The sequence below is a fragment of the Peribacillus sp. NPDC046944 genome (genome assembly GCF_050272735.1).
Lineage (GTDB): Bacteria > Bacillota > Bacilli > Bacillales > DSM-1321 > Peribacillus.
The window spans coordinates 274695-301140 of record NZ_JBNNML010000001.1; the positions used below are offsets into that span (position 1 = coordinate 274695).

At 33.7% G+C, this 26446-nt stretch carries 20 protein-coding genes; 10 read left to right on the forward strand and 10 right to left on the reverse strand.

Annotated elements, in window-relative coordinates; translation table 11 throughout:
• Positions 1-14 precede the first annotated feature (14 nt).
• The 3 genes from dptH to dptF are packed head-to-tail and all read right to left on the reverse strand — an operon-like array spanning position 15 to position 8952.
• Positions 15-5255, reverse strand: coding sequence for a DNA phosphorothioation-dependent restriction protein DptH (dptH, locus tag ACQKIC_RS01425; protein WP_427590809.1), 5241 nt, complete (start codon positions 5253-5255; stop codon positions 15-17).
• On the reverse strand, positions 5233-6672 hold the full coding sequence (gene dptG, locus ACQKIC_RS01430) for a DNA phosphorothioation-dependent restriction protein DptG (RefSeq protein ID WP_427590810.1): 1440 nt from the start codon (positions 6670-6672) through the stop codon (positions 5233-5235). The genes dptH and dptG overlap by 23 nt, the downstream gene beginning before the upstream one ends.
• A 6-nt stretch (positions 6673-6678) precedes the next feature.
• Positions 6679-8952 carry a DNA phosphorothioation-dependent restriction protein DptF gene (dptF, locus tag ACQKIC_RS01435; RefSeq protein ID WP_427590811.1) on the reverse strand — a complete coding sequence of 758 codons (2274 nt, stop codon included), beginning with the start codon at positions 8950-8952 and terminating at the stop codon, positions 6679-6681.
• A 201-nt stretch (positions 8953-9153) separates the two neighbouring features.
• Between dptF and dndB the strand changes: the two genes are divergently transcribed.
• The 6 genes from dndB to ACQKIC_RS01465 all read left to right on the forward strand — a co-directional run bounded on the left by dndB (position 9154) and on the right by ACQKIC_RS01465 (position 16776).
• Complete coding sequence (gene dndB, locus ACQKIC_RS01440) at positions 9154-10254, forward strand: DNA sulfur modification protein DndB (protein ID WP_427590812.1); 1101 nt, start codon at positions 9154-9156, stop codon at positions 10252-10254.
• Complete coding sequence (gene dndC, locus ACQKIC_RS01445; protein WP_427590813.1) at positions 10254-11855, forward strand: DNA phosphorothioation system sulfurtransferase DndC; 1602 nt, start codon at positions 10254-10256, stop codon at positions 11853-11855. The genes dndB and dndC overlap by 1 nt, the downstream gene beginning before the upstream one ends.
• A gap of 11 nt (positions 11856-11866) precedes the next feature.
• Positions 11867-13846, forward strand: coding sequence for a DNA sulfur modification protein DndD (gene dndD, locus ACQKIC_RS01450; RefSeq protein ID WP_427590814.1), 1980 nt, complete (start codon positions 11867-11869; stop codon positions 13844-13846).
• Positions 13843-14214, forward strand: a complete 372-nt coding sequence (gene dndE, locus ACQKIC_RS01455) for a DNA sulfur modification protein DndE (RefSeq protein WP_427590815.1) — start codon at positions 13843-13845, stop codon at positions 14212-14214. Before dndD ends, dndE begins: the two co-directional genes overlap by 4 nt.
• Positions 14215-14223: 9 nt before the next feature.
• The gene (locus ACQKIC_RS01460) at positions 14224-15342 is read left to right on the forward strand and encodes a cysteine desulfurase family protein (RefSeq protein WP_427590816.1); all 1119 of its coding nucleotides are present in this window, start codon (positions 14224-14226) and stop codon (positions 15340-15342) included.
• A gap of 138 nt (positions 15343-15480) precedes the next feature.
• Entirely contained in the window at positions 15481-16776 is a 1296-nt protein-coding gene (locus ACQKIC_RS01465) for a hypothetical protein (RefSeq protein WP_427590817.1), read from the forward strand.
• Positions 16777-16807: 31 nt separating this feature from the next.
• Here ACQKIC_RS01465 and ACQKIC_RS01470 read toward each other — a convergent pair whose 3' ends face one another.
• From ACQKIC_RS01470 to ACQKIC_RS01490, 5 genes are all read right to left on the reverse strand, one after another.
• Positions 16808-17266, reverse strand: a complete 459-nt coding sequence (locus ACQKIC_RS01470) for a DNA phosphorothioation-associated protein 4 (protein ID WP_402873358.1) — start codon at positions 17264-17266, stop codon at positions 16808-16810.
• Between the two features lie 2 nt (positions 17267-17268).
• Complete coding sequence (locus ACQKIC_RS01475; protein ID WP_427590818.1) at positions 17269-19260, reverse strand: AAA family ATPase; 1992 nt, start codon at positions 19258-19260, stop codon at positions 17269-17271.
• Positions 19261-19434, reverse strand: coding sequence for a hypothetical protein (locus ACQKIC_RS01480; RefSeq protein WP_402873352.1), 174 nt, complete (start codon positions 19432-19434; stop codon positions 19261-19263).
• 14 nt (positions 19435-19448) lie between these two features.
• Positions 19449-20819 carry a DEAD/DEAH box helicase family protein gene (locus ACQKIC_RS01485; RefSeq protein ID WP_427590819.1) on the reverse strand — a complete coding sequence of 457 codons (1371 nt, stop codon included), beginning with the start codon at positions 20817-20819 and terminating at the stop codon, positions 19449-19451.
• Positions 20820-21226: 407 nt separating this feature from the next.
• On the reverse strand, positions 21227-21790 hold the full coding sequence (locus ACQKIC_RS01490) for a competence protein ComK (RefSeq protein WP_427590820.1): 564 nt from the start codon (positions 21788-21790) through the stop codon (positions 21227-21229).
• A gap of 593 nt (positions 21791-22383) precedes the next feature.
• Here ACQKIC_RS01490 and ACQKIC_RS01495 point away from each other — a divergent pair.
• The 3 genes from ACQKIC_RS01495 to ACQKIC_RS01505 are packed head-to-tail and all read left to right on the forward strand — an operon-like array spanning position 22384 to position 24405.
• Entirely contained in the window at positions 22384-22758 is a 375-nt protein-coding gene (locus ACQKIC_RS01495; protein ID WP_427590822.1) for a GntR family transcriptional regulator, read from the forward strand.
• Positions 22755-23633, forward strand: coding sequence for an ATP-binding cassette domain-containing protein (locus ACQKIC_RS01500; RefSeq protein WP_427590823.1), 879 nt, complete (start codon positions 22755-22757; stop codon positions 23631-23633). The genes ACQKIC_RS01495 and ACQKIC_RS01500 overlap by 4 nt, the downstream gene beginning before the upstream one ends.
• Position 23634: 1 nt before the next feature.
• Positions 23635-24405 (forward strand): hypothetical protein, encoded by a 771-nt coding sequence (locus ACQKIC_RS01505; RefSeq protein ID WP_427590824.1) that lies wholly within the window; start codon positions 23635-23637, stop codon positions 24403-24405.
• A gap of 93 nt (positions 24406-24498) precedes the next feature.
• Here ACQKIC_RS01505 and ACQKIC_RS01510 read toward each other — a convergent pair whose 3' ends face one another.
• Both ACQKIC_RS01510 and ACQKIC_RS01515 read right to left on the reverse strand, forming a co-directional pair.
• Positions 24499-24972: an SMI1/KNR4 family protein gene (locus ACQKIC_RS01510; protein WP_427590825.1), complete on the reverse strand. Its 474-nt coding sequence runs from the start codon at positions 24970-24972 to the stop codon at positions 24499-24501.
• 271 nt (positions 24973-25243) lie between these two features.
• The gene (locus ACQKIC_RS01515) at positions 25244-25657 is read right to left on the reverse strand and encodes a cytidine deaminase (RefSeq protein ID WP_427590826.1); all 414 of its coding nucleotides are present in this window, start codon (positions 25655-25657) and stop codon (positions 25244-25246) included.
• A gap of 176 nt (positions 25658-25833) precedes the next feature.
• On the opposite strand from ACQKIC_RS01515, the gene ACQKIC_RS01520 reads away from it, so the two are divergent.
• Positions 25834-26379 carry a GNAT family N-acetyltransferase gene (locus ACQKIC_RS01520; protein ID WP_427590827.1) on the forward strand — a complete coding sequence of 182 codons (546 nt, stop codon included), beginning with the start codon at positions 25834-25836 and terminating at the stop codon, positions 26377-26379.
• The last annotated feature ends 67 nt before the right edge of the window (positions 26380-26446 follow it).

Here is a 26446-nt window from a genome sequence, read left to right on the forward strand (position 1 = left end):
GATGGGATGATTTTTTATATTCTTTCCGACAATGGAATAATGTCTACTACTGTAGTTGTAGGTGTGGATAAATCCCGATCTTGTTTAACAGGGCCGTGAACAATACATTGTCCTTTTTTCAATGAACTTAATTTATTCTCCCAAAACTTCTTCTCTTGAGCATCTTTTGAAAGACTACCAGCTATATTAGAAAGCTCTTGTTCAGGTGGTGCAAAATAGACCTTTTGTGCAGAGTTTTGTAGTCTGGCTAATTCATCCGTATCTAGTTGGGATTTTAAGAATTGAGTAGCATACCATGCAGACCAACCAAACTTTCTTCCTTCTGTTAAAATTCTTGCAGAAGGAGATTTTTCAGTATGATCAAGATTTTGTGCTTCATCCATAATTACAGGCATTGGTTTATTCTTATTACCAAACCTCACAGAGTAATTCCACAAGTCCCAAAGGATAAACTCAGTAATAATTAGCTGTACATCTCTAGGAAACGCAGTAAGCTGAATAATATATACTTCGCCATCACTTTCAATTATGTCACTCCAATTAATTACATCCTCTACACTAAAAGGATCTCGGTCAATTAGAGGCCGAATTTGTGATAGCGCAGTCTTAGCGTAATTAGTTCCCTCTTCTTCGAGTAGTCCTTTTAAGTGACTCAAGCTCAATTTAGTATCATAACGTTCCAGTCCTTTTAATACAGCCTCATAAATTGCATTTTGTTGTTGTATTCCAAGGGATTTATACACTGCAGAAAATACACTTTTAATACGTTCTGCGACATCCGTATTAGATTCAGGTAATTGTATTCCTCCGATATCTCGTACATTTCTTTGGAAAGGATTAATAGGGAGCTTATCACTATATACAATTTTTTGTTTGAGTTTATCACCTAAATACTCAACAAACTCTGGCTCTAGCTGATTGGGCAAAAAGCCTTCCGTATAATCTATAACGATACTTGGTATTCCTAATTTAGACTTCTCTAATAATAGACACTGCATGAAATAGGTTTTACCTTGTCCCGATTTCCCCGAAATTAATAAATGCCTATTAGCTAAACCTTTATTGCCATACTCCCAAAAAATTTCTCTGTTTGAATTTTCAGCTCTTCCTATTTTGATCCTTACATCTTCTAACAAAGTAGGTTTCTTTGTTTGCTCCTGATCATTTATTCCCTTTAAATCTGTGTATTCAGAGGGTTCTTTTTCTCTAGTACCTGTTAAATCTTGTTCCGGCTTAACTTCACTGGTATTACCCTCTGGGAGATTATCTTTAATGGGCAAAGTTGGCCTATACAGTTCATCCTCACCTGTTTGATCAGCAGTAGTTTGAGGAAGTACACGTGAAGAAGTTATTTCTTCTTTACCATCCTTTTGAAATTGATAGGAAAGCAAATCTTCTTTTACAAAATCACTAGATCTTTCTTGTATCCACATTCTCATATCTTCAATCGGAGCTACTAACCCTTCATATCCATCTTTTTCTGTTAGATTTAAAAGTAATACTCCCTCTTCTAAGTGTGCGCTGCGATGGAAAGAATCTTTTTGGAAAGATAATATAGCTCCTTCTCCAATAAACTTCGTTAAATCATTGGAAACTGTGTACTCGTCATTTAACAGTTTCTCAATAATCTCATCAGATAAAGAATAATTTTTACTTTTCCAGAACTCACTCTGTTCTAATTTTTTTGCATTCGATATAAACAACTGGGCAAAGAAATTACGATAAAACTTCCCTGTAAATGTTTGACCCATTTCTCCCATCAAAGTATCATTAAATACTCTCTTTGTATTGATGACTTGGCTTCTTGCTTTATCCAGGACATTACTTTTGTTAAACCCAATTTTCACTTCTACTGGATAAAAGTGAAGACAAAGCTCCTTCTCCGATCTTTCTAATCCTATTAACAATAAATCATCACTTTTACTTCCCGTAACTTGGAGGTTTTTTGCGGTAAATACTCCATCTGACTTATTTAAACTTACTGCTCCAGCTACGCGTAAAATCTCTTCCAAAGAAATAGGTACCCATAAGATATCAGGATGATCAAAATATGATACTGAGTATTTAATAGCTGATATAATACTTAACTTCTCTCTGTCATAATGTCCCTTGCTTCCAATGATACGTAATAGCCATTCACCATTAAATGTGTTGAAGGCCTTGATTGTATTATGGACATTTTCTTCCGTTCCTTTTACCTCCTTGTGTTCAAGGAATTCCCTTATTACAGCGAAGTACTGTTGAGACTTGTCAGTAACAGTAATGGCATCGTAACGGCTAGAAGAAGAATACTGGTCGCTATAGTGAATCACAACTAAGTTTCGATTATAGTTATTGAAAAACTCTAGATCAACTGAAGGATCTACAAATGTAACCCAATAAGATGATTCAAATATTTTTTCTAATGTTCGTTCATCGGCTGTTGTGGTTCTGGATAGAATTGCTTCTCCTTTTCTATAACTATCATTACCGCCATTTCTCATGTTAGCTGCTAATTCATTTACGTAATAGGCTGTACTCGTAAGTATATTTTCTTCTTTTATACGATATCCCTTTGTTCCGAATCCTGTTTTATAGGTCTCCACATCCTTCATAGAAGGGACACTGGAATATAAACCTTCTAGCGCTATCCCGGAAACCATTTCCCCAATAGGCTGTACCGCATGATGTTCTTGTGCATGCATTTTATAAAAAGAAATATGAGCATACCTTAACTCTGACTCTAGAGTTTGCTTATAAAAGAAAAGCTTTTCCCTTATAATTCGCAAGGTATCTTCAGCGTCCAAATCCTTAGATTTTAGTTTAAGGTCAAACAGATTTTCAAACTGTTCTACAGTTTCAGTCTGTGCATACAAATCAAATGAACTTTCTGTGTTACCTTCCTTATAAAGAGTAACCTCCACGGGCATAAGATTGTCTGCCCCCTTACCCGTTATCTCTTTAAGAATCCATTGTAAAATTCCACGGATTACCTCATGGTCATTAGCTATATTAATTACATTAATATGCAGAGGAGCTTGTGATCTCTGTATGAATAGGTAAGAAAAGTGCTCCTTGAATTGTGAGATCTTATCACTTACTACTTTTGCCAAGTATTGATTAGCATCTGTGACTGAGACCTTACTCACCGGTTTAAATATCATCCATTCCTTTGCTGCCTGTTGATGATCTGGTTTAAACAGAGACTCATTTTCATCATATAAAAAAGGGATCAGAGATTCTGGTGTCAATCGATTTAAAATACTATTATCTACTTCTTCAGATTGGAGAAGTTCATACATCTTTAATTTAAATGCAACCATGAGAGGGTGAAAAGGAGTAAAGTAGACCATTTCTTTCCCATGAATAGTGCCTAGTTTTAATAAGTCCATTCCTTTAGTACCAGCTGGGACTCCATCCTTAAAGATCTTAATTTCCTTTTGATATTCCTTTATATATGTCAGCGACCGCTCTTTGAGCTCAACAGTAAGAGATGAGAGGCTAGGGATAGAGCCGCTAATATTAAAGTAGGTTATAAAACGACTATATGCTTCTCTCAAATCTTCACTTATATTTAAATTTCTTGGTAATATTTGGCCTGACTCATGTATGGCTGATTTAAAACCATTTTCAACCCACTTTTTTTCCCATTCGAAAAACTCACGGTATTCTGAGTGAGTGTAAAATTCACGGTTTCCTAGAATTAAGCGATTGTTATCATTCCACTGAATATCTTTTCCCGTTTCTCTTATAAGTTTCCAAATACGCTGTCCAGTAATAGGCAATGACTCCGGCAACTCATTCCTTAATCGAAAAGGTATGGTAACTTCGTCGAACTTAATATTAACTATAAGTTCATCATTATCATTGAATGCTTCTGACAAAGGAGCCATCGTTAATTTTTCATCTTCTGAAACTGTTACCAACTGATTTTCTTGACTGATTTCAACTGTCTTTCCAATTAATCCGTCACCAAACTTTAATGTTTCCTCTTCATACTGAAGCTCAATTAATCCACTTCCTGGATCAATAGAATACTTTGACTTATAAGGATCCAAATAGATTGGAGAAATTGGTAACACAGCTATATAGAACTCTGCTCCCAAAGAAGCTTTATTGTCATGTTTATATGAAAATCTAGCGAATATCGGTTTCTTTTCTTCCGTATTAATCTTAGCAGTTATTTTTGTCTTTTTAATATCAACCTTTACCTGATTTACGAAAGAGTTAGGGATTTTAAGAAAGTCTGACAAGAGACTCTTAACATTTGCACTCATATTAAAACTACATTGCAGTTCTACTTCTTCTTTGCCATCAGGATTAAAAATAATCAAAAGCCTTTTTCTTTGACCTGCAGCCGTTTCTTTAAATGGCTTATCCCAATATATAAGTTCACCTGTAACTTCTACTTTATCTAAATCAACCTTTTTCTTCTTATTATTATTAATATAATCCTGACGGTATTTGTGGACTTTTTGATACAAAGTTTCCTTCCACTCTTCTCCAATCAGTTCTTTTGCTCCTACAGGAGAAAACTTCTTTTCTAATTCGTCTTGATCTAATCCATAATCATGAATCCTCTTGACATAATTAAATAATTCCCGATTTTCTTTTATTCTTTCCTTTTGCTCTTTTCCGGTATAAGTGTATAAATCGGGATCTTTAAATAAAGAAAATCTATAATATTCTTCATCGTCAATCTTCCCTTTTTTTAACGTATTAAAAATGTCTTCGAATTCAAAAAAAGTTACTTGCTGATAAGATTGTTCCTGAATGAGATTGTCTAAGTTATCTAACAAAATTATTTTATCAACCTTATCCATATCCTTATTTTCAATATCCTTTTTAAGACTGGCGAACAGAGAAGCAGAATGTAGCGGCATACCTTGCTTTTGTAAATCACTGCTTCCTCCTTGAATAGAGTCGAGTTGTTCAGAAACAATACTTAGTAATGCAGTATTGTTCCATTCACCCCTTTGTTCTCCCACCAAGTTTCTGATTTTCACTAGAAAATCAGGTGTGACAAACTCTGAAGTATAGGCTACAACTAACTTAACTGATTCAAAGGAAAGGCTAAATGTTTTATACTCGACACCCAATTCATGCTTATAAGTAAATGGAGTGGCTTCATTAGAGCTCTCTAAAGCTTGAACAAGATTTAAAACATCAGTGTGCTTATCTAATTGTAGGTAAAAACGTTCTCCTGCTTTTACCTTGGAACTCTTATAAAAATCAGTTAATAAAGAAGCAATTTTATAATAAAATTGGTTTGACATACTGAGCATCACCACTATCACTTTTTTTGTCGAGAATATTATGATTATCAAATAACGTTATGATTTCTTTTCTAGAATATCTATCAAAGGCTACGCCTCTTTTTTCAAACTCTGTAAAGAGTTCATTTAGTGGCATCCTCTGGTCCTTTACAGAAACTGCTGTTAGCAACAAAAGGAAATCATGTTTAATATTATAGACCTGGCCTAAACTTCCTCTACTTTTTAGGAATGGGGCGCCTAAGTCCTCAATGTTTTCTCCGTATTTTTTAGCTACTCCAGAACTCGTTCCTTCTTTAATACAATCAAATAATACTTTAAATGCATCTGGAATATTTATAGAAGGATCAGGAACTTCTATTTCAAACCAATTAGCATAATCATTAATCCACTGATTTAATTCTAACAAAAAATCTTTTTGATATTCTTCCCCTTGACCATAAATCAGCTTAATTAGTTCACTGTAAGGAATAAAAGGAAGACTTTCGATTTCCTCATCAAAAGAGTTCGTAAATGAGTTGTAACTTAATTGTGAAATAGTATGGATATGCGGAAATAGATGATTGGATTTTCCTTTAATGTACTTAAACCCATCTAGATCATCCGCTGCTTTTCGTCTTTTGCTGATCGACTCCCATTCCAATGCAAAGTAAAGCGGCTGTGTTGATTCAAAGTCAGCTTCAGTAAATTGTTCAAACTTAAAGATCAATTGACAAGCATACATGAAAGCATAAAAATGAGTTAACTGAGGGAATGAGGTTAAAAAGTAGTCCTTATATTTACTTAAATAAATTATATCTTCTTGATATAATTTAGCCATTGAAGGCAGGAGTTGCTGATACTGATTCTTCTTTTTTACCTTATCCTGCTTTTTATCTTTCTCATACTCTAATGTATCTAACTTACTTAAAATAAGCTCTGTTAATATATCCTCTGAATCCTTGTTAGTAAAGATTGACTTAATCGCTGGATGACCGGCAACCAACACCTCACTCATGAATTTAGCGTATTTTCCAAATTCATTTTGAAGATCTTTATTTAATTTAATATAATTAAATAAAAAAGGATGAACTGGCTGAATTTTATCTTGATTGAACAAGTATTGATTTAAAAACCTTATAAAGTCGAATTCATCATCATCCGAATCGAATTCTACTTCATTGGCAATTAACTGACTGATATCATCTTCTTCAGATACCATGTAAAACTCATTTCCTTTTTTATTTTTAAGATCTTTCACATTAATCTCCGAAATATTTCGTATATACTCTCCCAAAACACTGTTAAATCCATCTTTTATTGCTTTCGTTCTCTTTGTTAAGAACGGGAGAATGTCCAGGACCTTCCCAGTATCATGTTTTTTTACTTTCTGTTCTATTAATAGATTTCTCAAGTGATCTCGATCCAAGGTTTGAACCATTCATTATTACTCCCTTTCAAATACAATAGCACCAAAGTCATCACGCTTAATCTTATAAGATCTATTATCACTAGGGAAACATACAAGCATTTCCTTCTTCTTGTCTCCGAGACTTATAAGCTTTTCCATTATTTCTACAAACTTAATTGCGTCTTCTTCATCTTTTTTATTTGGACGGTACCCTTCGTACACTTTTGTTAACAATTGAAAAAGGGGATAATCAATATCTAAAAAGATTTTCTGATCATTTATTCCTTCATAAGCCAATAAGATAGACGATTTAAACGCTTCTAAAATATCTTTTTTATTCTCTTCAAGGTGTTCAATGGTTGGTTTTAAATTCATTTTTTGGGCTAAACGATAGTTTTTATTAGGTCTATTTAAGAAGATATAATCTTTTTCTGGGCTGCCTTTCCATTTGAAAATTATGGTTTTAACTTCATCATAAAAATGTTTGATTTTCTTTTTACTTCCTATATTAAAGTAGAATAGATGCTCTAGGTATTTTTTGTAACTACTTTCTTCTACTTTTAAAGAGAATTTTTTATTAGTTAAAAATGTTATTCGAATAAATGCTTCAAAAAACAAATTAGCCGTTTGGTCAGTTAAACTATTTTTATCGAACGGTTTAAGCCAGGCTTTTGAAGTATCATCCTCAATATATTCATTGATGATTTTTGACCAATCATTAAGCGTATTTAATTCAACTACAAGTTGGTCGATATGCTTCGATCGATTATGGATTGGATCTAACTGGCTTACCGCTTCTAAAATAGACGATCTCTCTGCCCTATTAAACATTAAATTAGGTACTGAAAACTCAAGTAATTGTATTTGAGTTAATAAATTGATGTTTAGATTTTCATCTGGTATTAAGATATCTGCAATGAAGTTTAGAAAGGCACGCGCAGAAATAACTAATTTTTGTTTAATAATTGTTTTGATAATTATTTGTACAACCTGAAATTGAACTGTTGGACTTTGCATGAATCGGTAGTTTTCATGAACCATGGTATCAATATTATTCTTTTCGTCTTCCATTTGAGCTAAATAAAACGGATTATTCTGAGATGGTAAAAAGATTCGTTCTAATAAAGTAGAATAGAAAGAAGATAAAGGTCCTGATTCAGTCAGTTCAAACGAGTGATAATCTGCAAAACTAAGTAAATCAAAAGTTTGGTCACTGAAATGACTTGTTATATTTTGAGTAAATAGATCACTACCATTAACAAATGATCTTAACTTGTTATAAGAGAATTCTTTGTGCTGCATATTAATAAAATTATGCAAAACCCCCATATTAATAGCTAAAATAATTTTCTCCGTAGTTTTCTCGATTTTTTCATCAGAGAAATTCTTCAATACTTCTTCCAGTGTTTCCATAGCATTCTTATTTGGTGAGAAACTTTCAGTCGCATCATTTAAAATGATATATTCATTAATGATTTCCGGCTTTTTCTCTTTTAAATAAGCCAGTAAATGAGATTTTCCGTCTCCTACACTTCCGCATAGTAAAATGAGATTTCCCTTTTCTCTTCTGTGATTTTCCTCAAGAATATTCTCTAAATCCTCTTGAATCTTACGAGTAACGTGCAAATAATCCTTAAATTCGCTAAATTGACTAGCATTTTCAACAGCTTCCTGGGATGAGTCCTTTAATCGAATTAACTCCCTTAATAAATAACTTTGTCCCGGTCCTAAGTCTTTAGTCAACGTAATAGAATTAGTCTTCTCTTTTTCCTTCAATATATCTGTGGCTGTCAAAGGCTCAATATTTTCTTGAGCTGGCTGAATTGTACCCATGCCTAAAAGTTCTAATATCTTTTTCTGTACAATATCCTCAATATTATCTCGGGGTTTCGGTATGTCATAAACCGGAAATTTCAGATGATCCGAAGAATAGACTTCAGCAAACCAAACCGCAATTTTGTACATTTCTTTGTGTAATTTGAATGCCTCAGTTATATCGTTAAACTTCCCATCATGCGCTGCTTTATTTCCTGAAAGACGAATAACATCAAAAGATTGTTGAATTTCCCTTTTTATATATCCTTCCTTGGATAGGTAGTTAATCTTCTCATGTAACGAAGAAAGATAGGGTGCTTGAATGTTATCTATTTTAAAAACTTGATTTAAAATTTCTTCTGCAAATAGTCTTGCTTTCACAATAGCACTGCTTGGATCTTCAAATATTAATTCATCCATTTTTTTTGCATTGTAAGCTGCTACAGGGTTTATATTTTCTAAGAACCTTAGGAAATAACCTTCTTGTAGATTCATTTAGTTCAACTCCGATAGTATTAATCATTTACGATACATTTTAACATATAGGTAATTAACAAGTAAAAGAACCCAATTACTCCCAATAGACTTCAAATATTTAACGAAAACGAATAAAGGTTCGTAGTAGATTATTGTAATTTACTACTATTCCGTTTATACTTTATTTAATTATTACGTACGTAATTAGGAGGTTTGTTTATGGATGCCATATTCAGTTATAATTTCCCTGCTATTCGAGGGAAACAAGGTGATAAAGAATATTACGTTGTGATGTGTCCTCTTAGAATAATCCCAAAAATTTTTCTTTTTGATGAAGAAGAAATTCCACCAGAACATCGCTCACAACGTATCTTAAATAAGGCTAGGATTCCAGATATCACAAATTACATTGTTGAGAACCCAAAAGATTATGTGTTCTCTTCCATTACAGCCTCTATCGATGGTGATATTGCTTTTATCCCTTTTAAAAATGAAGTTGGATTTAATGATCTTGGACAATTAAAGATCTCTTTAGAATCTAGATTCTTAATTAATGATGGACAGCATAGACGTGCAGCTATAGAAGAAGCTTTAAAACTTTCACCCGAAATCGCTAATGAAACAATTTCAGTCGTTTTTTTTCATGATGAAGGATTAAAAAAATCTCAGCAGATGTTTTCCGATTTAAATCGACATGCAGTAAATACTACATCTTCTATTGGCATTTTATACGATCATCGAGACCGATTGGCTATGATTACAAAAGATATCATTACTAGTGTCCCATTATTAACTAGATACACAGATAAAGAGAGAGTTTCTCTGTCACAAAACTCACCTAAAATTCTTGCGCTAAATCACATTTTTAATACGAACTTGCGCCTACTTGGAAAAAGTAAAGGAGAAAATATTAACCAGGAAGATGAAGATTTCTTGGTTAAGTTTTGGAGTACATTATGTGAATCAATAGTAGAATGGAACATGGTCTTAAATAAAGAATTAACCACACGTGAACTTAGAGCTAATTATATTGTAGGACATGGTGTATTTATAGAAGCTGTGGGTCTTGTAGGTCGTTATCTTCGTAAATATCATGAAAATAATTGGCCACAATATATTAAGAGACTTTCAAAAATTGATTGGACACGGGTTAATACAAATGACTGGTTAGGACGAGCCTTTAATCAAAATGGCAGAATTCAAAAAAACAGCTCAACCATACAGTTAACCGCTAATAAAATAAAACAATTAATTGATATTCCTCTAACAGAGCAAGAGCAAGCATTAGAAAATAATTTTTTTAAAGGAGTGAAAGTTTAATGGCAGAAGGAATTATTAGTAGTTTATTTTCAAAAGAAATGCCAATTGTTGAAGATGCAAAAAAACAAATTAAACTAGCCTACAAAATGGACAACCGTCCCTGGGTAGTCGGTTATAGTGGAGGAAAAGATTCTACCGTAGTGGTACAACTTATTTTCGAAGCATTAAGCGAGCTAAATAAAGAAGAGTTGCATAAAAAGGTATATGTCATTTCTTCCGATACACTAGTTGAAACACCATTAATCATTAATTCTATTAATCAAACTTTGAGACGTATACAAGATGAAGCACTCTCACGCGACTTACCTATTGAAACACATAAAGTAAAGCCTATCATTAAACAATCCTTCTGGGTCAATATTATAGGTAAGGGCTATCCAACTCCTAACCAGCAATTCAGATGGTGTACGGACCGTTTAAAAATCGATCCTGCTAATCAGTTTATCATGGATAAAGTATCATCATTTGGAGAAGTAATCATGGTATTAGGCGTCAGGGAAGATGAAAGTGTTACTAGGGGGAATGTTATACGGTCCCATACAGTTGATGGAAAGTTATTTATGCGTCATTCAACTCTTTCAAACGCTTATGTCTATGCACCAATTAGAAGTTTTTCTCTAGATGACGTTTGGGATTACTTACTTAACCATCCATGCCCTTGGGGAGATGATAATCACGAACTTCATAGACTATATCAAGATTCAAATAGTGGAGAATGCCCGCTTATCATAGATAAAACGATTAAAGAAAATGCTGGATCATGTGGGAATAGCCGTTTTGGCTGCTGGGTTTGTACAGTAGTAAATGAAGATAAAGCATTAACTGGATTTATTCAAAGCGGTCATGACTGGATGAAACCTCTACTTGAATTTAGAAACTGGTTAACTACAATTAGAGATGATCGTACGCGTAGGATGAAATATAGAATGAATGGTCAAATCTATTATAATGAAGTAAAAATTGAAGACATTGAAGGTGTACCTCATGTCTTAATCCCTAAAAAATCAAGTAGAGCAAAACAACTTGTCCCTTTAAACGAATACAATCATGTAAAAAAAGAAAATCTTAAAGAATATATTTCAGAACATAATATAGATCTTAGCGAAGCAAGCGACCATAAAATTTTAGTGACCTATGAAGAGGAATTACTCGACGGACAAATCGTTGAAAAATACGCACAACTTGGGCTTGGACCATTTACTATACAAACAAGAAAAGAAATACTAAACAACCTTCTTACAGTACAAAGCCAATTAACTCATCCTGATGATCCTTACTATGAGTTGATAAGCATCGATGAATTAAAGGCAATTCGAAAAATTTGGTTTGATAATGGCGAGTGGGATGATCCAATTCCAGAAATGCACAAAAAAATTATAGGTAATGAAATTGAATGGGAGTTAGATGATCGACCGCTATTTGATAAAGAACAAGTATCTGACCTTGAACTATTATGCGACCAATATAAAGTTGATATAAATGTTGTCAAAAAGCTTGTTGCTATTGAAAAAGAATATTCCGGTTTAAGAGTAAGACGTGGCTTAATGGACGATATAAGCAAAGCACTAAAACAAGACTACTTACATCTTATAGAGAAATAAAGGAGCAACGCATGAGAATAAATGAAATTCAATTAACTAATATAGGCGCATATAGAGGAAGCAATACATTCGATTTCCGCACCCAACATGATAAAAATGTCATCTTGATTGGTGGGGAAAATGGTGCAGGCAAGACAACCCTTTTAAATGCCATTAAACTTGGGCTTTTTGGGGCATACTCTTTCGGGTTTAAAACGGAGAGTAACGATTACTATAAAAGAGTTAAAAACATTCTTAACAATGAAGCAAAAAAAATAAATGAAAATAACTTTCGTATAAAGCTGGAGTTTACATTAGTTGATGGTTACGAAAAAACTGATTATATCCTTTATAGGCACTGGAATTTTAAAAATGAAAGTTTAAAAGAGACATTCGAAATCATAGCTAATGGAAAGCATTTATCAACTTATGATAAAGAGCTTTTTCACGCCAAGTTAAAAGAAGTCATGCCTCCACAGTTATTAGATTTATGTTTATTTGACGGAGAAGATATCTCAAGAATCGTGAATGAAGACCTTTTGTCTGACTATCTAAAGAATCTGTCTAAAGTAGTATTCAATTTGGATTTATTCGAGGTATTAGAACTTGATTTAGAGTCCTATTCCAATCAAAATATTGACCTCAAAAAAATGGAATCGATTGAAAAAGATTTATACGAATTAAATAACACAGAAAAAATGATTAAGAAGAATATAAATGATTTAACTACTCAGCTTAACGAATATAAATTGAAGAGACAAGAATACCAAGATAGCTATAATAACGAAAAACAACTTTTCGATACTAATGGTGGGTTGGTTAAAGCAGAAAGAGAACGCATATTAAATCAAATTCACACTTTGGAACAAGAGAGAAAACAAAATGGAGAGCAAATTAAAGAGTTTGTATCCTCACTCCTTCCCTTTGTATTAGGTGCAAATTTACTAGGTGAAACAAGAAAACAGTTAGCTGACGAAGAATCTCTTCACCTTCATGATCAATTGGATTCAAAGCTATCAGTTGAGGCTCTCACTGACATTCTAAAATCTATCTCTAGCCCCGAAAATAATCAGGAAATGCTCAAGAAAAAAATACTAAATATAGTTCAGCCAGAAGAAAATTTAATCCTGATACATGATGCTTCATTTTCTGAGAGCAGCTTGATAGAAAGTATGTACACCAAGATAAGTCATTATACTAAACAGGATATCTTAAACATTATTGAAGATAATAAAGTTAAATTAAAATCTTTATATGAGCTGAGATCAGCACTAAAAATTAATGACACTACAAATGAATTTAGTGAAATGATAGAAAAAATGGAGAAATTACAAAAAGTTATTTTTGAATTAGATGCAAAGGTCATAGAATCTGAAGAAAAATTGATGGAGTTAAATCGTTCTTATGAATCTACATCCAATGCTTTACAAAAAATCCATTCTCAGCTTAAAGATAATGAAAAAACACAAAGTTCTTTCTTAGAATCACAAAAAATCATTACTTTAAGTAAACGTTTTAGGCAAATACAATTAAAGAAAAAACTACAAGAAGTACAAATTGCAGCAACCACAATGTTAAGAAAAATATTAAGAAAACAAAACTATATTTCATCTATCCATATAGATGAAAACACCTACGACATTATACTATTAGATTCTAATAAGGATTCGATTGAAAAAACGACACTATCGGCTGGAGAGAAACAAATCCTTCTGATATCGTTAATCTGGGCCATTTTCAAGAGTTCTGGAAGAAAGGTTCCATTTATCTTTGATACGTTACTTGGTCGTTTAGACAAGACTCATAAAACTGCTGTTCTTCAGTATTTCATTCCTAATTGTGGACAACAAGCTATTATCTTGTCAACGGATAGTGAAATTGATACAGAGCATTATGAAATATTGAAACCTTTCGTTTCCAAAGAATATATGCTGGAATTTAATGTCGAATATAAAAAGACCAAAATCATTGATCATTATTTTTCTTTTAAAAAGATTGGAGAAAGTGTATGAACTTCCGATTAAAGACTTCCAAATATACTGGAGACACATTAATAGACTTACAAGCTAGTACAGGATTAACCTGGAATGTATTAGCCCGTATAGCAATAATGCTTTCTCTAAAAGACCCCTGTCTTCCTAATGCAGTGGAAAATAAATCGGGTGTAGATATTCACCGTAATGCACTAACTGGGGAGAATGATTACTTATTTAAAGCATTAATAAAACAGCATGCAAAGAGAAATATTCCAGATGAAGAGTACTTTCCTGATCTATTTAATGCTCATTTAGAAAGAGGTATAAAAATTCTAGATAGCGAATATAAACATGCCGGTAATTATGAAAAGCTTTTAATTAATCTATTAAAAATGGAAAATTAGGTGATAAGTATGCTTTATTTGGATAATAGCGCAACAACCAAGCTCCATCCAGAAGTAAAAGATGCAATGCTCCCCTATTTAATGGAAGAGTTCGGTAACCCTTCTAGTAAATATTATTCCGTAGCTGAAAACGCAAAAACATCTGTCAAAGAGGCCCGGCAATCTCTTGCCTCTTTACTTGGATGTTCTGATTCAGAAGTGATCTTTACTAGTGGTTCAACTGAAAGTAATAATATGATCATAAAAGGAGTCGCTGATTATTATTCCGATAAAGGTAATCATATTATTACTACAGCAGTAGAACACCCATCAGTATTAGAAACATGTAAATACCTAGAAAAAAAGGGGTATGAAGTTACATACCTAGAAGTAGATCAGTATGGAAGAATTTCATTAGAGGAACTTAGGAAAGAGATTAAAACGTCCACAATACTTGTTTCCGTTATTTGGGGGAATAATGAACTAGGCTCATTAAATGACCTTCTTTCAATCTCTCAATTATGTGAAGAAAAGAAAATCTTTTTACACACAGATGCAACACAGGTGACTGGAAAGATAGACATTAATTTATCTGACTATCCAGGTATCACTTTCTTATCATGTTCTGGACATAAATTCCATGGACCAAAAGGAATCGGTGCAGCATATATAAAAAAAGATCAGTATGATATATTGACCAAGTTCACACCTTTATTACATGGGGGTGGACAAGAGCAGGGTCTTCGAAGTGGTACCTTAGCTGTTCACAATATTGTAGGAATAGGCAAAGCAGCGGAAATAGCCTACAACTCATTAACAAGCAATTATACGAAGCTTATTAATTTGGAAAAAAAATTAGTTGGTATCCTTTCAGAAAAATTCCAAGAACAAATTCAGTTTAATAACGATTCAAAAAATAAAATACCTGGGGTCATAAGTGTTCAATTCAAAGGAATAAATAACGAATTATTAGTGAAGAAATTAGCTCCACTAATGGCTGTATCTACAGGGTCTGCATGCAGCTCAACTAAACCATCTCACGTATTATCTGCAATAGGGTTAACCATCGACGAAGTTAGATCTACTATTCGCTTTTCCCTGTCTAGCTCTATTATGGAAGAAGAGCTAAATGTATTTAAACAATTGTAGGGTTCCCTACAATTGTTTTTTTATGCTTATCTTTTCCCCTTCCTCATAACAGAGTCTTAGTTTAAGGTATAAAAGTCTTCAAAAAATTGATACAATAACATAAAATACCATTCTAGATAAAAGGAGGTCTATAAAAATATGGATATTCTAAATATAATTAATGGATATATAGAAAAAAAGAAAGATGATTATAAACACCCCTCTTCAGAAATTGCTGACTTGTTAAATGGCGGAAAAGCAATTGAAACAATATCATCCCAATATGGTTATCCTTCTGAAAAGATTGTTGAAATTTTAGAGGAATCTAATTACTTTTATGATAAAGTAACAGGTTTATGGGAGTTACAAAATTACGATTCTTCACTAACTGATAAAAAAAAGAACTTTCTAGAACAAAACCAAGTTTTTTTCTCTGACAGTGCTTCTGTTAATACCCAAGAAAAAGGCATTCCTGGTACTAATAAAAATGAGCAGTATGAAAATTTGGATTTAGAAAAAATATGTAATTCAATCAACGAGGGTATTTCAATTGATTTTATTAGTAAACAAAATAATATGACAGTATCCGACTTAAAAAACTTATTAATAGCTAATCAATATTATTATTATGATTTTATGAATTATTGGTCTAAACTTGAGGAAAAAGAACTCTTTGAAGAATTAATACATTTATTAGACACGGGACTTACTATTTATGATTTATCAGGTAAGTACGTTAGGGGCTCTAAAAATAGGATAAGGTTTGTTTCAACTCTAGAGAAATTATTAAACAACTATAATTATAATTATAACTCAAAAAATAAAAAGTGGGAAAAGGAGGATGTTTTTGAAAATATCCCTAAAATCATTGAACTAATAAATAGCGGTAAATCAATGAAGGATGTTGCTGTAATCTTTAAAACACAACCAAGTGCATTGCGTTTTACTCTTAAAAAGGAAAATTATCATTATAATCATCTATTGAATATTTGGACTAAACAAAATCAGATTGACTTATTAAAAAATGTTGCAGCTGAACTTCTTGAAGGAACCACTACCATCGAAGAACTTAAAAAAAGAGAAATAAATATTAAAAGTTTATTAAACGAACTTGATAAACATGATTTTATTTATTCCCAAGAATCATTTAATAATTCTCTTAATGCTGATAATAAAGAACCACATTCATATTTAAGCATACCTATTGAAACACCAAATAAAAAGTATAGATTAATTAAAAATGAAAAGCTTATTTTCAATACAGAAGAAATTAACACATTAAAGGAGCTCATTCATAATTGGAATGTTCAAAGACATGCCTCAAATAATAATGAGCAGCTAGAACTTAGTATTTTTATTAATCAAAGTTTATTAACTCAATTAACAAATACTTCGGAAATAGAAGGATTAAGTCGTTCCAAAATTATTGAAAAGGCTCTCAAAAAGTACTTCTAATAATAAAAAAGGCGGATATACCGCCTTTAATTTAAAATGTTAATAAGTCAGCAATATCCCTCAAATTTCTTTCTTGTGCTGTTGTTTCTGATTCCATTGACATAATATAATCTATATAAAGATTCAATGCCTTTTTTGGATCTTCCATAACCCTTTTATATAAAATCTCTATTCCTCCTGCTGCATATTCCTCAAATATTTGAACTTTTTTATCGAAAGTTTCTTCGTCAGTATTAATAAGCTTAGGATCGTTTGTCTCACTGACTGCAATAGCATTAATTACAGTCTCATCGGTTTCAAGATTGAAAACATTCCAATTTAAACCTTCTAATGACGCAGTGAATTCTCTTTTCTTTTTTTCCATGAATCCTAAGATTCCAGCTGCCATAAAGACATCTTTGTACGTAGTGAATATTCCAAATTCTTCTTGATCAGTTAATTTTATATAATACTCTTCTTGATCTTTTGGTCTTCTTAATCTTCTATACAATCTTAATCCACCTCAATTGCTTTAGTATATTCAAATGGCTCATGCTTATTTATTCTTGGATCATTATATTTTAAGTGATATTCCTTACCAATAAATTCTTTCATTTGTCCTTCAACTTCTCCTCGCCATTGTGAAGTTGAGACAATTACAATCACTTGATCCGACAATTTATGAATTCCCTTAGCAATTCTTTCTCTATGATCTGAATCTAGCGCACCAAAGGGTGAATCCATTACAAGAGGATAAATACCTCCTTCTTCAAATGAGTTTTTAATTTCTTTGTTAAATTGATCTCTAGCAAGATCTACAATAGCTCCTATAAAAGAAAGACTAGTAATTTGTCTCTCACCTTGAGACATCCCTACCTTGTTGTCATCTTGATTAAAAACGTTTAATGCATATTGTTCTGATAGTCTTATATGATAGCCTTTTCTTAGAAATTGCTTATATACATCAGAAATTTTTTCTTGTAATTGTATTCTAACCAGTTTTTCACGGATTTGATAAATACTATCCATTGACTGTACCAGTACCTGACAAGCATCAATCCTCTTCTGTGCTAGTTGAGCTTTATCAGCTATAGAATTTATTTTTTTCTGTTCTTTTTCTTTTTCGTGAAGTTGTGTTGTTACCTGACCCAATTTAATTTCAACTCCGCCAATATCCCTTTCTATTGAACTTTGGTTTATCTCAAGTTTTTCTAATTTTATTAATAAGTCAGAAATTTCTTCCGAATCTTTTTCATTTAGTTTTGACTTAATCTCTAGGATTTCTTCATTAATTCTACGCTTAACGCCTTGTAAACTTATCTCTTTTTGTTTCATTTCCTTCAAAAGCACATAAAACCGCGATCGTTCACTTTTAATAGTCTTTATATTTGATCTAAAGTTTACAATTGCACTATCCAAACTTTGCGGTGGTAATGTCTCTTTCACTCTCATTAAGTGTGCATAAGAGGAAGAATTTTCTTTTATTTCTGTTCCGCACATACATTCTCCGCGTTCAACTAATTCATCAATTAATACAGAAGAACGTATCCCAGGTAATCCTCCACTTTCAAATTCTTTTTCATTAATTATACTTTCAGATTTATTAATAGGCGTATAACTAAATGCTATATAACCACTCCTACTAACAAATTCTGTGATTTCCTTTGTTAGCTTATTCAATTCGGTTTGAATATTTTCAAATTCTATATCTTTCTTTTCTTTCTCCTCTTGCAATTTTTGAGATCCTTCTATTAATTTCAACTTATTTTCTATTTCTTTTACTTGTTTTTTTGTTGCATCTAAATTGCTAAATAACAGTTTTTTTCTATCTTCTAAATCCCTTTTCTTAAGTTCTAATTCTTCTATTTCTTCAATCAAATGAACAGTCTGAGGATCCCCGTAATTTTTCAATTCAGATCTGAATTTTGTGCTTGCATCTTTAGTATGTTTTACAGCACGTTCCAGTATTTCTAAACCCATAATATTTTTAATTGCATCCTTAACTTCATTAGTACTATTATCCTTTGATAAATTATCAATTCTTTCTCCATCAAAGAAGAAATAGCTTCTTAAGTTTTCAGGTAGAATTCTATTTATCTCATTTGTAGGATTTGAAATATTTTCTAAATTACCGTTATTTTTATAATCTAATTGGAGTTCAGGTTCTGTATAAGTAATCTCTCCACCATTACCTATTCGAGCAGTAATTTTACGACTCAATATATACAATTTTTCATGGTCACTAAATTTAATGGTTACGGAGCCCTCTACCTCTTCTCTCGGATCTGCACTTTTAATAGCATGTTCATTAATAATATTTTTTTCATTTGGCAAATCTATCTTTCCATAAAAGCACCAGCTAAAAGCATTTAATAAAGCTGTCTTACCCGATCCATTTTCTCCATGGATAACTGTTACGTTTCTTGTTGGAGACTTTGAAAATATAATAGTTTGAGTATCAAGATACTGCCTGAAGTTCTTTAATTCAATTTCTTCAATTAACATTTATTTCACCCGTTCCTTAACAATATCCATTATCACACCAGTAATATTTGTACCTTGTAGATTCTTACGATGTAATATCTCCTTTTCGGCTTCTAAAATATCTTTAAGAATAAAAACATACTCTTCTGGTAGTGCAGCTAGTATATTCTGCACTTCTTCTCTTTCTATACTCACTAAAATTCACTCCTTTATATATTTAATAAATTATAATCTTGCTTAAGTTTATTTAATTCCTCATGTGCTATGGGTCCATTAATTGCTAAATTGGCAAACTCTGAAAATCTAAGAAGTTCCCTTTTAATCAGATTTCTTTCTATATTAAATACTGATGGCCCGACTTTATCTATATCATCTAATTTTCTTGGTACCACAATAAAGTCATGTATGTGTGAATATTTTTTTGATTTATGCTTCCTTAATACCCTACCCCTTCTTTGTATAAATTCTCTAGGATTCGTACTACTCGATAAAATATAGGCAGTCTGGGTAGCCGGTACATCTACCCCTTCATCTAGACATCTGATAGCAACTAACCCTTGAAGATCTCCTTTTTCGAACATATTAAGAAGTTGTTTTCTTTGTTCTTTATCCTCCCTAGATGTAAAAGTATGCACTTTCATATCTAAATCATTCCCCAGGAGCTTTACCACAGAATCAATTTGTTTTTCTCCATCTAACGTACTATCACCACAATAGAAAATATTAAATTTTGTATCTTTCCGACCTTCCATTAGTTCTTTAAGCAATACTAATTTATTGCGAGCTCTACTTAAAATTCTAGAGCGCTCAATGAGAAGTGAATGTAATGTTTCCTTTTTCTTTGAATCCTCTGTCTGATGAGCCATTTTTGAAATTTTCTTTGTAATCTCATAATAATATTCACTTTCATCCTGATCTAAATACACAATATGGGGGTAATAATAATATTCTGTTAGAAATGTTCCTATAGCTTTATCTAACCCATATTGATAAACGATAGAATTTCCAAAATATGCAATAAGTTGATCTGTCCCATCTTCGTCGTGCCATCTATTAGGAGTTGCAGATAATGCTAAGCGATAAGGAAATGAAGGAAGTAAAAATTCTCGATTGTTTGTTGCACCTAAATGGTGAGCCTCATCCGCAATAAATAGAACCTCTGAATTTAAGGTACTAAATATATCTTGCATTGCCTCTGAGGTAAATGTAGTAACCGTCGTAATAACACAAAAATGATTTATAAAACCTAACTGAAAGCCATTAACCTCTCTAAATAAATCTTCTTCCCATATTTTTCTAGAGTGATATGCAACAATAGGTGAGATATTAAACCGTTTAATATCTTCTACCCATTGATCAACTAAATGTGTATAGGGACATACAATTATAATCCCTAATCGATTAGTTACCTCTGCGAGTTTTGTAGCTGCCGTTAAGGCGGTTATTGTCTTCCCAGTTCCAGTAGCCATTTCTAGTAAACCTTGGCATTTATTCTTAAACCAACTTCGGATTGCTTCTTGTTGATATTCTCTCACTTGGATATCATTTGGAATCTTAGGAAAAAATTTATTTTGTTCCATAATCCTGCCTCCAGATTCTAAATAATTCACTCTATTTTAGTGTAAATCTATATTTTGTAAAAAAATCTAATCTTACTCAATTTTATCATATTTTCACTTGACTTAATTCATAAAAGGAGTACTTATCAATAAATAGAAAATAAACGACACCTGCTGAAATCCCCATGTCGAGAATTGGTAATAACAGTTCGTATCAACTTGAAAATTTTATTTATTGATGAAGCTTTTGAAGGTAGTAAAAGAATAATCAAGTAAGTTATCACTTAAGAGGCTATGGATATTCTAATTTGTGATCTCTAAATATTTAATTGATTAAAAATTTTAAGGTCAGGAGCTAGTCAAATTTTATATGATATCATACAATTCATACCAAAAAACAGCCAACCCAAGGTCAGCTGCTCTCCATCTTATTTCTCCTCCTTTTCCTTCACTCTGTAATTAATATCACCAGAATCCTTACATAAGGTAAAGCCACTTTCCGGTTCAAATAAAAAGGTCTTTATTCTTTGCGTGCGTGCAGCTAAGGTTGTATGCAGGAAGGCAGATTGATTTTTCTTGAAATCGATTTGATTGAGACTCATTGGTACGGATATACGGTGCCCATAATTTGTAAGGACCATGGTCTCTTTTTTACTAATTGGTATTAAGTCACGTATGTGTATATAGGAAAACCAGATGCCTCCGGTTTTCCTGAAAGAGTTGGATGAGAACCAGACCATCCCAAGTTCGGCGTTAATACAGACTGGTAGCCGGTATTTTTCTCCAAGGACAGACTTGGCCCCTTTAAGGGCGCCCTCCAGATTATAGCCTAAATAGATGAATGTATTATTTAAGATGTTCAGAGGACTTTCTTTCACCAGAAACATCTCTTTTCCTTCTATTACTCTAGTCATTTCTTCTCCGTTTACGTGGTATTCCCCTACCATTGCTTCTGTTTTCTGGTTTATTAGGTACCTTTTTCGTATAACCACTTCATCTGCCCCCATCTAATAATTTTTTCTATAACAAGATTTACTGGACATAGGATCAGGTGTATTCCTGCTAGATGCCATTATGTAATGATTCCCTACGCTTTCTAAAGTAGATTTTTACTCTTCTTCCATCACCCTATATGCTCTATAGTGACTAACCCCTGAATCCGGTTCAGTGTCCAATCTTGTTGACTATCTAGTATGTATTTTGCCCAACACCACCGAGACCATTATCCTATTTTATGTATTTTTTGTAAAATCAACCTAATTATTTAGACCTATAAAAACTTGTTCTTTTTGATTCATATTCCAGTTAAATGAACTTACTCTTTAAAAAACAGACCCAAAAAGGCCTAATTTTTCATTTTCTTAATGAAGATTCATTCATTTTTACTGATTTTCTTGTCATTTTGTGAAGTTTAATAGAACTTTTAGGTCCGGCTTCTTTGAAAATGACAATTTCATGAAATTTACAGACATGGAGCTCCCACCAATTAGTTATTGACAAATATTGGTTAACCTTTTATAGTTATACACATAAGTATATAACCATATAAGTTTTATTATGGTGATTCTGAAAAGTGGTGAGGGAAATGAAACCGTTCCATCAGGATAAACCGATTTATTTACAGATACGCGAGAAAATCGAGGATCAGATTGTGAATGATCAGTTAAAAGAAGGCGACCAGGCTCCTTCCACGAACCAACTCGTCAGCTTTTATAAGATCAATCATGCTACGGTGTCCAAAGGAGTTAATCAGTTGGTGGAGGAAGGGATTCTTTTTAAAAAAAGGGGGATTGGCATGTTTGTAGCGGAAGGTGCTAAAAGCAAGCTTGTTCAAAAACGGAAAGAGGCGTTCGTCGATCAGTATGTCATCGGATTGGTCCAGGAAGCAGATAATCTAGGCATCAGTGAACTTGAAATAATGGAGTTCATTAAAATGGTGAAAGGACGTGGATTGAATTGACAGTAGAGGTTATTGTGAATAATCTTGGTTTACGCTACGGGGAGCACCATGCCCTGCAGCATATTGATTTCAAGCTGTCTGGACCGAAAATTTACGGTCTTCTCGGCAGAAATGGGGCAGGAAAAACCTCCTTATTGTCCATTCTCTCCTCATTCCGCTCTCAAACGGAGGGTATGCTTACAATCAATGGTGAAGAACCTTTTGAGAATGCAAAGGTCATGTCATTGGTTAATTTCATTTACAGTAAGGATTATAAGGAAGAATCCGAAAACGCTAAAAACCTTCTCCGGGATGTCGAAAGGTATCGAGCGAATTTTGATCGTGACTATGCAGACACCCTCCTCAAGAAGTTCAATTTACCGGTCAATAAACCTTTGAAGAAATTCTCAAAAGGGATGCAATCTGCCTTTGATGTGGTTGCCGGCTTGGCTAGTAGGGCACCGATTACCATATTCGATGAAGCCTATCAAGGGATGGATGCGCCGACACGTGAAATATTTTACCGGGAAGTGTTAGAGGATCAAGCTCACCATCCGAGGATTATCATCCTTTCCACTCATTTAGTTTCGGAAATGGACTATTTGTTTGATGAAGTATTGATTCTGCATGAAGGAAAGCTGTTACTTCAAGAAGAGTATGAATCGTTCATCACGAAGGGCGCTTCGATCACCGGAGAAACTGATGAGGTAGATGATTTTGTGCGTGGCCTTGAATTGAAGCAGTTAAGTGTACAGCAATTGGGCGGCACCAAGTCTGTAATGGTTTTCGGGGAACTTAGTGAAGCCAAACGAAAAGAGGCGCAGCAACGGGGACTCGAAGTGGGACCCGTTTCGCTTCAAGATTTATTCATTCACTTGACTGGAGAGGATGTCTGAAATGAATCAAAAGCCTTACTTACAAGTAACGAGGGATATGTTTTGGATGCAGTTTGTTTGGACACTCAGCTTCTTTGGCGTCATGTTGCTTATCCATGTAATTAAAATAACCACTTCTCAGTTTAGCGAGGATGAAGTAAGTACATTTTTCGCCTCGTCTTCCATTACTTCCAATATATTTATGCTTGTCATCGGGATTATCTCTTCATCTAGTTTCATCAAACACTATGTAGGCCATGGAATCACCAGGAAAGATTTCTTTTATGGTGCCACTATCGCTTCCGTCACCTTGTCGATCATCATTCCCTTAATGTCAGCAATCATTACTCAGGTGATTTCGTTTATCATCAAGCTTGCTGATTTACCGATCGTTTTTCAAGGGTATAAGTCGGAGCATATAGATGATGGCGGAAACCTCATTAGTGATATGATCCAATCCATTATTTTGACACCGATTGTAGAACTTCACAGTGACCCGCTATTAGCCCTATTGATCTTCTCATTAAATATCCTCACCTATTATATTGTAGGATGGCTCATCGGGGCTGCCTTCTACCGGTTTGGAACCATTGCCGGCCTTGGCAGTATTGCATTGGGGGGCTTAGTTCTTTATATGGAAGACGTTCTCATTCATGCCGGACTCGGAATTGGGATGTATAACTATACCTTCACGATGCCTTTGTATGCATCCGTCTTCGTGGTGCTAGTGATAGTAGGAATGATCCTTTGGATCATTCGGCAATTTACTAAAAGGGTGGCCATTAAGATTTAATAGGTATGAGGATGATGTTAATAACTATAAACGTAAAAGCCTCACTACATGTCGCATGTAATGAGGCTTTTTTTGCAGTTCAGCTGGTGGCTGTCACTCATCTTCATCTTCTTCGTCTTCCCACACGGTTAATCCGCTTAAGAACGTTTCGAAGTCGGGAGCTAATTTAATGATCTTCTCATCTTCCACATCAACGAATATAACAGGCGGGTTTTCTTTCGTCTTTCTGTAATCGAGGGCCGTCCATGTATGTCCATCGCCGGAGATAAGGACAAGGTTTTTCGGCAAGTCCCATTCTTTGATTAAATATTCGCTATCCAGGATGCCATCTTCTTCGGCAATTCCGTTGATATAGTCCACGTTCACATGGTCATCCGCCCATGATGTCGGAACGTCAGTCGGATAGGCGTTGCATTCGATATAGCCGCCGTTCTGTTCTTTCAGGAGCGTCAGATATGCTTGCGGTAATGTTACTTTAAAGTGTTTTTCTGCATGTTTGACCATTTCATCTGTTAATGGTGCTAACTTCTCTATTTCTACATCTTCTAACCAGATGCTTTTCCCCATTGCTTCCACTTCCTATACGTTCATATTTTCTTTCATGACACATGATACATGGTTGATTATTGCTTGTATAGGATTTTTATCCTTTTCTTGTTCAATATTCATGTTACTAATGTTTGGACTCCCAAAACTTAAGCTATATGTAAAAATGATTCAAGAACCGAAATACTCAATGATGTCAAAACCTGCATAATCTGTTTTGTCTGGATATTCCACATGTATTCACCAACTTTAATGTGCTTACTGTTCATTTTTTTTCAAAGACCCCGTTGGTTCAAGAAGGATCTTGATTATCATAGGCTTTAGACCAATGAAATGGTTGGATTTCCTCCAGTGTTTTATATACAAGTCTTTGATCTGGGTTAGTAATAGCGGCTTTTACATGAGGACCCCAATACCAAAGTCTTTCTTGACATACCCCACAAGGAGTTAAGACTTTAAATTCAGCCTTTTCGTCATCTCTTACAACGCAAACGGAATGTGTAATCTTTGTGTTCAGCTTATGTGCTTCAAGGATTGCCCCCGTTTCCATACACAATTCTGTCGATGCATTTATGACCTCCGGCGCAACGCTTGTCAAGACCTTACCATCTTCCGTATACATCGCTGCAGCACCACCCCATCCAGAAGGGTATCTATTTGTGATCAATTCGATTGCTGCTTGATACAGTCTTTGTTCAATATTCATGCTTCATCCCCCATTACCTTGCAAAAATACTTTTACGTATTACCACTTTAGCATAAATTCACATAATCCAATTTACTTTTTTTGGTAGTATATAAAGAGAGGCTTATTCAGCTAACGTGCAGTGGTTTAATGATCCTAAAATATTTTCAATACATCATAAAAGGAAGTGTTTAAGATTGGGTAGTGAAGATAAATTCATTATTTCTCCATTAAATAAAGACTTAATAGAGGACATCAATCTGACAAATGATTATTTTACGTTATTTGGTAGAGTTGTCCCCCGTTTACAAGCAGGAAAGTGGTCTTATGAAGAAGTTCTTTTTGATAAAGCTAGAGAAACACGTTTTCCAGATGACGAACTTGATTGGAGTCACTATATAAACCAAGAGGATAAAGCGTTGTTTTTAGCTTATCTGAATGATACGTGCATAGGGCAAATTAGAATCATTCAGGATTGGAATCGCTTCTGTTATATTGAAAACATTGCGACTAAGAAAGAGTATAGAGGCAGTGGCGTCGGAACGTTGCTCTTACATCAAGCAGAAGATTGGGCAATACAAAGAAACCTGATAGGCATGTCCTTGGAAACCCAAGATGATAATCTAGGTGCCTGCAGATTTTATGTGAAACAAGGATTCATGCTAGGCGGAGTGGACACACTCAAGCAGTCCTATAATCCTGATATTGAAACCACTTTATACTGGTATAAGTTATTCAAGTAACGGGGGCTTTAGCGGAATCAGTCATACAGTCGTCGTCCATATTCAATGCCTGAGTCTTGTTCCACTG

Coding starts and splice junctions, on each gene's coding strand:
- dptF (WP_427590811.1), bottom strand. CDS start 8,952: ATGAATCTACAAGAAGGTTATTTCCTAAGGTTCTTAGAAAATATAAAC.
- ACQKIC_RS01495 (WP_427590822.1), top strand. CDS start 22,384: ATGAAACCGTTCCATCAGGATAAACCGATTTATTTACAGATACGCGAG.
- dndC (WP_427590813.1), top strand. CDS start 10,254: ATGGCAGAAGGAATTATTAGTAGTTTATTTTCAAAAGAAATGCCAATT.
- dndE (WP_427590815.1), top strand. CDS start 13,843: ATGAACTTCCGATTAAAGACTTCCAAATATACTGGAGACACATTAATA.
- ACQKIC_RS01515 (WP_427590826.1), bottom strand. CDS start 25,657: ATGAATATTGAACAAAGACTGTATCAAGCAGCAATCGAATTGATCACA.
- dndD (WP_427590814.1), top strand. CDS start 11,867: ATGAGAATAAATGAAATTCAATTAACTAATATAGGCGCATATAGAGGA.
- ACQKIC_RS01510 (WP_427590825.1), bottom strand. CDS start 24,972: ATGGGGAAAAGCATCTGGTTAGAAGATGTAGAAATAGAGAAGTTAGCA.
- ACQKIC_RS01475 (WP_427590818.1), bottom strand. CDS start 19,260: ATGTTAATTGAAGAAATTGAATTAAAGAACTTCAGGCAGTATCTTGAT.
- ACQKIC_RS01485 (WP_427590819.1), bottom strand. CDS start 20,819: ATGGAACAAAATAAATTTTTTCCTAAGATTCCAAATGATATCCAAGTG.
- ACQKIC_RS01460 (WP_427590816.1), top strand. CDS start 14,224: ATGCTTTATTTGGATAATAGCGCAACAACCAAGCTCCATCCAGAAGTA.
- ACQKIC_RS01465 (WP_427590817.1), top strand. CDS start 15,481: ATGGATATTCTAAATATAATTAATGGATATATAGAAAAAAAGAAAGAT.
- dndB (WP_427590812.1), top strand. CDS start 9,154: ATGGATGCCATATTCAGTTATAATTTCCCTGCTATTCGAGGGAAACAA.
- dptG (WP_427590810.1), bottom strand. CDS start 6,672: ATGGTTCAAACCTTGGATCGAGATCACTTGAGAAATCTATTAATAGAA.
- ACQKIC_RS01505 (WP_427590824.1), top strand. CDS start 23,635: ATGAATCAAAAGCCTTACTTACAAGTAACGAGGGATATGTTTTGGATG.
- dptH (WP_427590809.1), bottom strand. CDS start 5,255: ATGTCAAACCAATTTTATTATAAAATTGCTTCTTTATTAACTGATTTT.